The organism is Vibrio sp. QJM3NY_27 (genome assembly GCF_057785955.1).
Window position 1 is genome coordinate 712,795 of sequence record NZ_CM173512.1, and the last position, 12,605, is coordinate 725,399.

Sequence of the window (12,605 nt, forward strand, 5' to 3'; positions counted from 1 at the left end):
GTGTTTGTTTTGTTAATAAAGCGAGTTTTTAGCAAAAAACTCGGAGTTTTTGACAAGTAATCCTTATATACTCTAAATACACTGCAGCCATTGTAGAGATCCCGAACTCTTTTCGGGTGTGAGATTAAGGAAAACGCATGTTTACAGCTACTGATGTGTTAAAGCCAGAATTCAACGAGCAGTCGCTTGCTGATCTTTGGACGCTTATCTCACCATTATATATGGTGGATGAAACCCAATGGCTAGAGCAACTTCTGCCGCTAGCTACCCCTTCTGAGTCTGAAAAGCAGCAAATCACAGACAAAACGACATCATTGATCGAAGCTATCCGCGCGGATAAGACTTCTATCCAGATGATCGATGCACTGTTGCTTGAATACAGTTTAGATACTCAAGAGGGCATCTTGCTGATGTGTCTGGCGGAAGCCTTGATGCGTATTCCTGATTCAGCAACGGCTGATGCGCTGATTCGCGACAAACTAAGCGTTGCGGATTGGAAATCTCACTTAAAGAACTCTGATTCAGTATTTGTTAACGCATCGACTTGGGGCCTAATGTTAACAGGCAAGGTTGTTGGACTTTCATCAAATGAACAGAGCGCTGGCCAAGCGGTTAACCGTTTAGTCAACAAGCTTTCTGAGCCGGTGATTCGTAAAGCGATGCACCAAGCGATGAAGGTGATGGGTCACCAATTCGTTCTTGGCCGCAGCATTGCTGAAGCGCAAAAGAACGGTAAGCCTATGCGTGACAAAGGTTTTACCTACTCATACGACATGCTAGGTGAAGCGGCACTGACCACGGCAGATGCAAACAAATACTTCAAAGATTACCTAATGGCGATTGAAGCCGTAGGTCGAGATACGTATGTCTCTTCAAAATCGAGTCCTGCTCCATCGGTTTCTATCAAGCTTTCTGCGCTTCACCCACGTTATGAAGTGGCGAACGAAGACCGCGTATTGACGGAACTTTGCGACACGTTAGAGCAGCTATTGCGCCGCGCAGTAGAGCTAGACGTTGCGATTACGATTGATGCGGAAGAAGCGGATCGCCTAGAGCTTTCTCTTAAATTATTCGAAAAACTGTACCGCACTGATCTTGTAAAAGGTTGGGGCAAATTTGGTCTGGTTATTCAAGCTTACTCAAAGCGTGCACTACCGGTTCTAGTATGGCTAAACCGCCTAGCGAAAGAGCAGGGTGATTTAATCCCGCTTCGCCTAGTGAAGGGCGCGTACTGGGACAGCGAAATCAAATGGTCACAGCAGGCTGGTTTCGCTGATTACCCAGTTTACACTCGTAAAGAAGCGACGGATGTGGCTTATCTTGCATGTGCACGTTACCTATTGAGCCCAAGCGTTCGTGGCAATATCTTCCCGCAATTTGCGAGCCACAATGCTCATACGGTTTCTGCAATCGCAGTGATGACTGAACATAAAGATTTTGAATTTCAACGCTTACACGGCATGGGTGATTCTCTTTATAACCATGCGATGGAAGCTTACCAACAGTCGGTACGTATCTACGCACCGGTTGGCAGCCACAAAGATCTACTGCCATACCTAGTACGTCGCTTGCTAGAAAACGGCGCAAACAGCTCGTTTGTCCACCGTCTAGTTGATGCGCGTTGCCCTGTGGCAGAGCTGACTCAACACCCTGTCGATATGCTTCTGGCGTTCGATACATTGCACAACACTAAGATTCCTCTGCCTCCAGCGGTATTCCCTGAGCGTAAAAACTCTTACGGTGTGAACATCGATATCGAAAGTGAAGCGCATCAGTTTGAAGAGCAGGTTAAAGCTTTCCTTAATAATCAGTGGACTGCTGGCCCTGTGATCAACGGTGAATCTCTTGCCGAAAGCATGATCAAGGCTGATCAGAACGTTGAGCAAGTAACGGCACCTTACGATCGTCGAATCAATGTCGGTCAGGTGGCTTTCGCTAACCTTGATCATGTTTCCGCAGCGATCACTGGCGCAGATGCAGCATTTGCTGATTGGAACGCAACTTCGGTTGAAACCAAATCGGCGGCACTTGATAAACTGGCTGATCTGATGGAAGACAACCTAGCTGAATTGGTAGCGATTTGTCACCAAGAAGCAGGTAAAACAATTCATGATAGCGTTGATGAAGTACGTGAAGCGGTCGACTTCTGTCGTTACTACGCAAAACAAGCTGACAACCTACAAGGTTTCGAACTAAAAGGTTTTGATGGCCAAACACGAATCGCTTCTCGACAAGGTCGTGGTGTGTTCGTCTGTATCAGCCCTTGGAACTTCCCTCTAGCGATCTTCCTTGGCCAAATTACTGCAGCACTAGTGGCAGGTAACACGGTTGTGGCGAAGCCTGCCGAGCAAACAAGCTTGATTGCTGCTCGCGCGGTTGAACTGATGAATGAAGCGGGTTTCCCTGCTGGCACGATTCAGTTACTGCCGGGTCGCGGTGCTGAAATCGGCAGTGCGCTTACTAGCCATGATGCGATTGCTGGCGTTGCCTTTACGGGTTCAACACCGACAGCACAACGTATCAACGTGTCACTGGCAAGTCGCAATGCTAAACCTGTTCCGTTTATCGCGGAAACTGGTGGTCAGAACGCAATGATCGTCGACAGTACCGCACTGCCTGAACAGGTGGTTCGTGATGTGATTCGTTCGGCATTTGCTTCAGCAGGCCAGCGTTGTTCTGCATTGCGTGTGCTTTACATTCAGGAAGACATCGCAGACCGCGTGGTTGGATTGATTCACGGTGCAATGGACGAACTGAGTGTAGGTATCCCGCATCTTCATAAAACGGATGTTGGTCCTGTTATCGACCAAAATGCGAAACAGAAGTTGTTGGCTCACTTAGAAAACATGACCAATACCCAGAAGAAGGTGGCTCAACTTTCTTTAGGTGCTGATTGTGAACATGGTGATTTTGTTCCACCAAGTGCTTTTGAAATTGATGACATCAGCTGCTTGAAAGAAGAACAGTTTGGCCCTGTGCTGCACATCGTTCGCTTCAAGGCGAGTGAGTTAGCGCAAGTGGTAGGCCAAATTAACCAAACCGGTTTTGGCTTGACCATGGGTATTCACAGCCGTAACGAGACAACTTACCGTTGGATCGAAAAACACGTGCGCGTGGGTAACTGCTACATCAACCGTGACCAAGTGGGCGCCGTTGTTGGGGTTCAACCATTCGGCGGTCAAGGTTTGTCAGGTACTGGCCCTAAAGCGGGTGGTCCTCACTATCTATACCGTTTTACAGATGTTCATTTCTCTCAATCACAAGACAAGGCATAAGGAGCAGTATCATGGTTCATCAAGTGACAGGTTTTTCTGATGCTTTGTTAGCGTGGGAACAATGGAACCTTACCGACTTTGATTACAAGAGTGCTCAGGTACTTGCGCTGAAATCAGAGATCGAAAGTCAATCTGTGCCTTTGGCTGCAGTGGCAACTTATCATCTAGAGCAAGCATCTGCGCTTCTTTCTGAACATCACCTAATGGCAGGTCCTACGGGCGAAACCAATGAGTTGTATGCCGCAGGCCGCGGTGTGGCTTTGGTGATTGTTGATGATTGCGAAGAGAAAGTGCCCGCACTGCAAACTGCAACAGCGATGATTACTGCAGCACTATTGGCAGGTAACAGCGTTCAATTGTGCAGTGATGACGTGCAGTTCAACACCTTAATTGCAGATGCCGCGAAACAAGCGAATCTACCAACCAACTTGGTGCAGGTTGCTTCGTACGACGCTGCTCAACAGCTGCTGTCTTGCGATGTGCGAAGCGCGGGTTACGTAGGTAATTCACAAACGGCACAAGCTATCAATTTACAGCTTGCTAAGCGTGACGGTGCAATCGTCGGTTTAGTGGCTGAAACGGATCTGACCGCAATGAATATTGCCAATGATCCACACCTATCGCTGCGCTTCATTACCGAGCGTACGCGAACTATAAATATAACAGCCGTGGGCGGTAACGCGACCTTGCTCGAACTTGGAAGCGAAGCTCACTAACCTTCAGTAAAATTGGCTCTAAGCACTTTTGGTTTTTTCCATTTTTGGGTTTTCTCCATCTTTGGATTTAACTCATAGTGCTTTGGAGCCTGAATACCTAACTCAATGCACTTGTTTGCCTTTACGGTGAGTGCCTTGCATTGAATTAGGCATGGAAGGCTTTCTACAAAATGAGGACTATCAAATGATAGAAAACAGTTTTGCAATAACGACGACGTTCATTGCGTATCTAATTATGATGCTAGCGATCGGTGTTATTGCTTACAAACGTACATCTAACTCAACTGACTACTTCCTAGGTGGTCGTTCGTTAGGCCCATGGCCTGCTGCACTTTCTGCTGGTGCATCAGACATGAGTGGTTGGTTGCTACTTGGCCTGCCTGGTTACGCTTACGCTGCTGGCTTTGAAGCATTTTGGCTTGCTGGTGGCCTACTTGTTGGTACTTGGGCAAACTGGTTAATCAGTGCAAAACGTCTACGTACTTACAGCATTACGACTGAATCACTGACGCTGCCTGAGTTCCTATCTCGTCGTTTCAATGATAATTCTAAGCTGATCCAAACAATTTCTGCTTTCTTTATCCTTTTATTCTTCCTTTTCTACACAAGTTCAGGCTTGGTAGCAGGTGGTAAATTGTTTGAAACGGTATTCGGCCTAGATTACACAACTGCGGTAATTATCGGTACGGTATGTGTGGTTTCGTACACCCTGTTTGGTGGCTTCCTTGCGGTATCTTGGACTGACTTAGTTCAAGGCTTGCTAATGTCTGCTGCGCTATTGATTGTACCAATCGCGGCAATGAACGGTGGCCTTGGTCAGCTATCTAGCGACCTACATAACATCAACCCAGAGCTTCTAACGCTATGGAATGATGCGAAAGGTGAGCCATTGTCTGCTATTGCGATCATCTCGCTAGCGGCATGGGGCTTGGGTTACTTCGGTCAACCACACATCTTGGCTCGTTTTAAAGCAACTCGTTCAAACAAAGATCTTGTGACAGCACGCCGCATTGCGGTTATCTGGACTGCATTGTCTATGGTTGGTGCAATGCTAGTGGGTCTTGTTGGTCTAATTTACGTAACTAACTCTGGCGCGCCTAAACTAGACGATGGCGAGAAGATCTTCATGCTTCTTGTTAACGCAATGTTCCACCCAGTAATCGCCGGTATCCTACTTGCTGCAATCCTAGCGGCAATCATGAGTACTGCTGATTCACAACTTCTTGTTTCTTCATCTGCAATGGCAGAAGACTTGTACAAGCAAATTCTGAAGAAAGACGCAACGTCAGAAGAGATTGTTCGTGTTGGCCGTTTCGCGGTTATCCTAATTTCTCTGATTGCTCTTGTGCTAGCGATGACGCCGGACAGTTCAGTTCTTGGCCTTGTATCTTACGCATGGGCAGGTTTTGGTGCTGCGTTTGGTCCAGCTATCGTGTTGAGCCTGTACTGGTCTCGTATGAACCGTAACGGCGCTCTTGCGGGTATCGTGGTTGGTGGTGTTACGATTGTTCTTTGGAAACAGTTCACGGGCGGTTGGTTCGATGTTTACGAAATCGTACCGGGAATCATCCTATCGACTCTTTCTATCGTTATTGTGAGCCTAATTACTGGCGAACCAGAAGACGAAGTTAAGAAGCAACACGCTGAATTTAAGAAGAACCTAGTTGAGCTAGACTAATTTACATTGTAAAACAGATGTGAATTAGCAACGAACATTAGCTAAAAATAATAGAGTCACTTCGGTGGCTCTATTTTTTGACTATACCCCAATGCTTTGACCTTTCGACTTTTGTTGCGTCTGGCAAGTTGAGTGTATTGAGCATGTTTACCTTGTTGGTGACGTTGGCTAAGTCATACTTCTAGGCTCGGATCATTTCAGTTCCCACAGGGATACATTACTCTTGCTAAGAGCAGTTGAGTAAATGAATAGGAAGGTGACCGTGCCTCAAGTAATCCCGAATATTGGCTTTAACCATGAAAAAACGGCGCAGGCTGAGCTGGAGTTGGTGCCCTTGTCTCGGCTCTATTCAGAAAGCAATATTAACCACGATCCTCAACTGCCCCATCGTGTCAGCTTCTTCCTGATTTTGTTTATCGAGCAAGGCTCTGGCACGCACATGGTCGACTTTGAGGACTACCCTTTTAGCCAAGGGAGCGTGTTGTTCATTCAAAGAGAGCAGGTGCACGCCTTTGATTTTAGTAATAAGCCACAAGGCACAGCGGTTTTGTTTACTCAAGCGTTCTTAGACAGCGTTCACGCTAACATGAAGTTGCCGAACTACACGCCTACTCATTTGAACAAGACACATTCTGCACTGTTGTCACTAGACGTATCCCATCAAGATCGAACGCAGAGCCTGTTACAGCAAATTATGACGGAACTGAAACAGTCAGAATCCGATCCCTTGATTGTGATGTACCTGTTCTCAGCACTAGCACTGATTCTTCATCGCCTGCGACCAGAAGTGAAGCAAGACGCCCTGAGCTTGCAGCAGAACATTAAGTTTGCCCGCTATTTTGAGCTTCTTCAAAACAACTACCTGCGCGTGCGTGATGCAAACTGGTACGCCAATCAAATTAACACCACCTACAAGACGTTGAACCAAGTGTGCAAAGGTGCAACGGGGTTAACTGCCAAGCAAATCATCGATTCTTTTACCGTTTTAGAGATGAAGCGTCAGCTGGTGGTAACCAATATTACGTCTCAAAAAATGGCGTCGGATTTTGGTTTTGAAGACGCCAGTAATTTCGTTAAGTACTTTAAAAATCATACTCAAATGACGCCGAGCGAGTTTCAAAAGAAATATTCCAAGCCTTCCCTCTCTGAATAGTGAATGGGTCGACACGAATCATCTAAGGTTCGATATCTACCATTTTTCTGCCTAAATCCACTCTGCCGTGAGTCTCTCTCGTTGATTAAGATAGTTTCCAAGCCAACGAGAGGACTTTAAAAATGAAAACAATAACTAAATCTACATTACTAGCGGCAAGCGTATTTAGCGCTTCTACTTTCGCAACCACTGCGACTGCACAAGAGCTGTCAATTCAAGAAAAAGCGGTAGCGGTTATTTCGAGCATTGAAACGGGCGACGCAAAAGCGGTGAGCTACATTAACCCTGAAAAGTACATTCAACATAACCTAGCAGTTGGCGATGGCTTAGCGGGCTTTGGTGAAGTGCTACAAATGCTGCCTGAAGGCTCTGCGAAAGCACAAGTGACGCGCTCATTTCAAGATGGCGACTATGTTGTCATTCATACCGAATATAACTTCTTTGGTCCGAAAGTCGGCTTTGATGTGTTCCGCTTTGAAGATGGACAGATAGTTGAGCATTGGGACAACTTGCAAGAAATTGCCAAGCCAAACGCAAGTGGACGAACTCAATTAGATGGCACGACTAAAGTCGTAGATCTCGATCAAACGGACAAAAATCAGCAGTTGGTCAGTGGTTTCGTTAAAGACATCCTGATCGGCGGTGATATGGCGAAGATTAATAACTATATCGATAATGAAGACAGTGCTTACTTACAGCATAACCCAGGAGTAGCTGATGGTCTAAGCGGTTTGGGTGAAGCTTTGGGTGCGCTAGCAGAAGCGGGTATGCCAATGGTTTATACCGCCAACCATAAGATTTTAGGCCAAGGTAACTTTGTGTTGTCGATCAGTGAAGGCCAGTTCATGAATAATCACGTTGCTTTTTATGATTTATTCCGTGTTGATAACGGAAAAATCGTAGAGCATTGGGATACCATTGAAACCATTCCTGCTCGTTCAGAGTGGAAAAATGACAATGGTAAATTTGGCTTTTAAAATGTGAGCTAAATTTAACCAAACATGGTTTGCTTAAGCGGTACTTTCGAAGAGGAAGTACCGTTTTTTTATCGATCAATTTGATGACTAATACGGGGGAAGTACTGTCGTTATGGGGTTTTACAATGTAAATCGAAACCGCATGAACGAGGGAGGATAAATGGAAGAAGAAGGATCTTGATGGCGTTTGATGTCAAAAAACGAAAGAGAAAAATGGCTATTTTTTGAACTTGGCGCTCACTTTTGTGATTAGCTCGGTGATTAGTGCAACCAAATTCGACATGATGTGTCAATTGTCAGTAACCACTAAAGACCTATAGGACAAAGGTATGCCTGATCTCTATTGCAAAGGATGTAAAAAAACAACACTACATAAGTCTATAATGAAACGTTGTGAATCTGAGCCCGAGACAACCTCTGGCCGTATGATGCAATGGACGTCAAAGCTATTTAGTGGAAACCTGTATTACGATATGGAAACTCAGCACTTCTGTCGAACGTGTAATTGTCGTTGTGAAACAGGAAGTACAGTTCCCCAAGTTGGAATGGCTTAACTTATAGTAAGTGCTTACCAACCTAGATAAAAAAACCTCCTTAATGGAGGTTTTTTTCGTTTTCTATGCCGCTTTGAGTGCAAGTTTTGTATCAATGGCGTTGCCATCAATCTTCACTTCCCATCCATAGTTCGAGTATTCACTTGCGAGTGCTTCAGCAACATCTTTTGATACTGTTACGTGTGTCCATGAGCCAATACCGTATGGTTTGTACGCGAGTTCTTGTGTCTTCATAATAGAGTTATCCTTTCTCTTTGATAATCCCATTATTCACTTTGGCCTATATCCTTTCTTTCGTTTCTGGCTCAACTTATTTGTTATCTGGGTCATTTCTATAATAATTTGTTAATAGTCAAAGATTGATTTATAAGGGGTCTTATCGTTCCATGTTGATTTATATTTGATGTGAATGCTAAAGGCATATTTAGTTTTTTAAATGTGTGAGCGAGGTTTTCTTCGATTGTTCGTGGTATGGAATATACTGAGCGGAATTTAGAATGTTTAAGGAATGTTATGTCTCAGCATCAACTCGATCGTATCGATAAAGAGATACTAAGAATTCTGCATATGAAAGGGCGTTTACCTGTTGTTGAGTTGGCAAAGCAGGTCAACCTAACGACGTCCCCTTGTTCTGATAGATTGAAGCGATTGGAGAAAGAAGGCTACATAACGGGCTACCATGCCGAGCTCTGTTCAGAAAAGCTGGGACTCGATGTCCAGGTCTTTATCCATATTCGTCTCGACCAGACCAGCTTTTCGATTTTCGATAAATTCGCCCAAGCGGTTGAAATGATGCCTGAGGTGGAAGAGTGTTATTCGCTGTCGGGTGATTTTGACACCATGATCAAGGTTCGAGTGAAAGACATGAAGGCATACCAAGCGTTTATGGCAACCAAGCTGGGTACACTGCCGGGCGTGATTCAGACTCGCAGCGAAGTAGTGATTGAAGAGCATAAGAAAGGCTTTGGTGTTAACCCTGAGTTGTTGGCCACCCTAAAATAGTGGCCTGCTTTCGCCTTACCAAGGTTATTTAGATATAAAAAATGGAAGCCGATAAGCTTCCATTTTTTGTTGAGTGCCCGAGAAAAGGTCAATCAGATTAAGTTAGAGCAAATAAAGTGAGAACAGATAAACTGCTTATAGCGTAATTGCCGCAGAAATTAAGCCAATCACACCACCGAATACTCCGCCCCAAACGACCAACCAGCCAAGGTGTTTCTTGATCATGGCTTGAACCATCTCTTTAACCAACTTTGGTGTCAGTTCATTCAAGCGCTGATCGATGATCGCTTCAATATTCTCTTTGATTTCATCCATCATTGCAGGTGATTCAAGTTCGTCCTTGATGGCATTTTTTACAGAATCACTCTTGCTGATTTCAATCACAGACTCTTGCATCTTCTCCACGAATGGCGCTTTCATTGGCTCTAGTGCTTCAGTGCCGCCAACCATCGCTAACATGCCACCAAATTGTGAGTTCTCGATAACATGCACTAGTGAATCGAATGCAGGGTTGAAGTCGATCTTCTTAATTACGGGTTCTAGGTTGAGCGACTTACCGCTCATCTCGCTGCTTAGGAAGCGGTCGATATTACCTTCGGTAAAGAATTGTTCCATCATCAGTTGTTTAATAGCCGCCTTGAACTCTTCAAAACGAGCTGGAATAACGCCAGAACCGTATAAGCCGGGTACTTTTTCGAACAACATGTGAATCGCAAGCCAGTTGGTGATGGCACCAGAAAAGGCGAATAGGCCTGCATAAAGCAAGTATTGGTTTGCTGTCGCATAGCCGCCAGCAAGCAGTGCTAACGCGATTACGTTAGTTAAGACACTTTTGTTCATGGTTGATCTCTAGAAAGAATACTGCGCGCATTTTAAGAAAAAAACGCCAAGAAAAAAACAAAAGGATCGATGAAGTTTATGGGGAAGACGAAAATAGATGAGAAAGGGGTGAAGAATAACAGGCATAAAAAAGGCTAGCCTCCCCCCGAAGTCTAGCCTTATTCCAGAACGCGCAAGCGAGGCGTCTTTGGTGTTAATGTCATTATATAATTACGACATAACATTCTGCCACGTGTAATTTACCATTAGTTAACAAATTGGTGTGAATTACGCCGCACTTTTAAAGTAGCACATAAATTAAGCACTCGACGCTTGGTCAAGATTATCGGCAATGAAGCCTCCGGTCTGGTGATTCCACAATTGAGCATAGATGCCATTTTGTGTAATCAGCTCTTGGTGAGTGCCTTCTTCAACGATATTGCCTTGATCGAGTACGATTAAGCGATCCATTGCTGCAATCGTCGATAAACGGTGTGCAATTGCAATCACGGTCTTGCCTTCCATGAGCTCAATCAAGCTCTCTTGAATTGCGGCTTCTACTTCTGAATCAAGTGCTGATGTTGCTTCATCCAGAACCAACAGCGGTGCATTCTTCAGAAGTACGCGTGAGATAGCAACACGTTGACGCTGACCACCCGAAAGCTTAACGCCTCTCTCACCAACTTGAGCATCGTAACCAATGTTACCAAACGGGTCGGTGAGCGTTTCAATGAACTCGTGCGCGTGCGCTTGTTTGGTTGCGGCATACACCTCTTCATCTGTCGCGTCAGGTCGACCGTAAAGGATGTTCTCTTTGATTGAACGATGAAGCAATGAGGTGTCTTGAGTCACCATGCCAATGTTGCTGCGCAGTGAGTCTTGCGTGACATCTGAGATCACTTGGTCATCAATCAGGATGCGGCCATTTTCTACATCGTGGAAACGCAGTAGCAAGTTAACTAAGGTTGATTTACCTGCACCTGAACGGCCAACCAAGCCGACTTTTTCACCCGGTTTGATGTTGAGGTTTAGGTTGTTAATCACACCCTTATTCTCGCCGTAGTTAAAGCTCACGTTATCGAAGTTGATGCCACCTTGTGGCACATCCAAAGGCTTAGCGTCTTTTTTGTCTTCAATAGCGATGGGCTTAGACAGCGTTTTAATACCATCAATCACGGTGCCTAGGTTTTCAAACAAGCCACCAATTTCCCACATGATCCATTTCGACATACCGTTAATACGCAAAGCCAAGCTGACTGCGATGGCAATTGCACCCACGGTGATCGCGTTGTCTAGCCATAAGTAGATAGAGATGCCGGCAATACTGAACACCAACAAGTAGTTAGCGAACTCAACGCAGATGTTGAAGCCGGTCACTAAGCGCATTTGGCGATGGACGGTATCTAAGAAGCCTTCCATGCCTTCTTCGGCGTATTCTGTTTCTCTTTTGCTGTGTGAGAACAGTTTGACCGTTGCGATGTTGGTGTAGCTATCCACAATACGACCCGTCATCAACGAGCGAGCATCGGCTTGCTCAGAAGACACATCTTTGAGTTTCGGTACGAAGTGCAGCTGAATGCTGACGTAAATGAACAACCAAACCAGCATCGGAGCCATCAAGCGCCAATCTGATTCTGCGAGTATGAATAACATTGCCGTAAAGTAGACCGTTACATAGACGAATACATCGACCATTTTGGTCACGGTTTCACGCACCGCAAGTGAGGTTTGCATCACTTTGGTTGCGACACGTCCTGCAAAATCATCTTGATAGAACGACAGGCTCTGCTTCAAAAGGTAACGGTGGGCTAACCAACGGATAGACATTGGGTAGTTGCCGAGTAAAGTTTGATGAAGCAATAGTGAGTAGGCACTGATCAATATTGGCATCACGACCAGAAGCAAAACGCCCAACCCCATCAGCGTAGATTTGTTGTCCGCTAGGAAGGTTTCTGGATTACTTGTTGATAGCCAATCAACCAGTTGTCCCATGTAACCAAATAGCGCGACTTCGATGATCGCGATGGTCATGCTCATCAGTCCGAGCACGATTAACGGTTTTTCAAAGCCTCGAGTGTAATGGTGGCAGAATGCCAGTATTCCAGTAGGAGGTTGTATCGGCTCTCCCTTTGGAAAGGCTTCAGTAAAGCCTTCAAATTTCTTGTACATAGATTTCCCTTTATAAACTAGTGCATCTATAAGCGACTGCATCGTTGGTGCAGCTTTGTTTTTATGGTCTTGATTTGAAATTTAACTGTCTTAGTTTGAAATTATATAAGCGCCAATGGGTTCTTATCAGTATTAAGTCATTCGATGGATTTTGTTCTAGCGCCTATTTAGGCACTTGGCTTTAAAACACTAAAACTTTGTCTAAGCAATGCAGGAAAGGTCCAAAGAATGTCTTTCATGACGCTTATTTTAGATTGAATTA

At 45.1% G+C, this 12,605-nt stretch carries 9 protein-coding genes; 6 read left to right on the forward strand and 3 right to left on the reverse strand.

Annotated features, from left to right (window positions below; all coding sequences use genetic code 11):
- The first annotated feature begins 137 nt into the window (after positions 1-137).
- The 5 genes from putA to AC3CIA_RS19085 all read left to right on the forward strand — a co-directional run bounded on the left by putA (position 138) and on the right by AC3CIA_RS19085 (position 7,799).
- A complete protein-coding gene (gene putA / locus AC3CIA_RS19065; RefSeq protein ID WP_488519531.1) occupies positions 138-3,275 on the forward strand; it encodes a bifunctional proline dehydrogenase/L-glutamate gamma-semialdehyde dehydrogenase PutA in 3,138 nt (1,045 codons plus the stop codon).
- A gap of 11 nt (positions 3,276-3,286) precedes the next feature.
- Positions 3,287-3,991 (forward strand): hypothetical protein, encoded by a 705-nt coding sequence (locus tag AC3CIA_RS19070; protein WP_054546029.1) that lies wholly within the window; start codon positions 3,287-3,289, stop codon positions 3,989-3,991.
- A gap of 187 nt (positions 3,992-4,178) precedes the next feature.
- Positions 4,179-5,669, forward strand: a complete 1,491-nt coding sequence (gene putP / locus AC3CIA_RS19075; protein ID WP_029203037.1) for a sodium/proline symporter PutP — start codon at positions 4,179-4,181, stop codon at positions 5,667-5,669.
- Between the two features lie 262 nt (positions 5,670-5,931).
- On the forward strand, positions 5,932-6,822 hold the full coding sequence (locus AC3CIA_RS19080) for a helix-turn-helix domain-containing protein (protein WP_488519532.1): 891 nt from the start codon (positions 5,932-5,934) through the stop codon (positions 6,820-6,822).
- A 122-nt stretch (positions 6,823-6,944) separates the two neighbouring features.
- Complete coding sequence (locus AC3CIA_RS19085) at positions 6,945-7,799, forward strand: nuclear transport factor 2 family protein (protein ID WP_488519533.1); 855 nt, start codon at positions 6,945-6,947, stop codon at positions 7,797-7,799.
- A 617-nt stretch (positions 7,800-8,416) separates the two neighbouring features.
- On the opposite strand, the gene AC3CIA_RS19090 is transcribed toward AC3CIA_RS19085, so the two are convergent.
- Positions 8,417-8,587 carry a hypothetical protein gene (locus AC3CIA_RS19090; protein WP_017078425.1) on the reverse strand — a complete coding sequence of 57 codons (171 nt, stop codon included), beginning with the start codon at positions 8,585-8,587 and terminating at the stop codon, positions 8,417-8,419.
- Positions 8,588-8,866: 279 nt separating this feature from the next.
- On the opposite strand from AC3CIA_RS19090, the gene AC3CIA_RS19095 reads away from it, so the two are divergent.
- Positions 8,867-9,355, forward strand: a complete 489-nt coding sequence (locus tag AC3CIA_RS19095) for an Lrp/AsnC family transcriptional regulator (protein ID WP_004732526.1) — start codon at positions 8,867-8,869, stop codon at positions 9,353-9,355.
- A gap of 135 nt (positions 9,356-9,490) precedes the next feature.
- Here the strand turns inward: AC3CIA_RS19095 and AC3CIA_RS19100 are convergent, their stop codons facing one another.
- Positions 9,491-10,195, reverse strand: a complete 705-nt coding sequence (locus AC3CIA_RS19100) for a DUF445 domain-containing protein (protein WP_004732525.1) — start codon at positions 10,193-10,195, stop codon at positions 9,491-9,493.
- Between the two features lie 297 nt (positions 10,196-10,492).
- Positions 10,493-12,343, reverse strand: coding sequence for an ABC transporter ATP-binding protein (locus tag AC3CIA_RS19105; protein ID WP_488519534.1), 1,851 nt, complete (start codon positions 12,341-12,343; stop codon positions 10,493-10,495).
- Between the last annotated feature and the right edge of the window lie 262 nt (positions 12,344-12,605).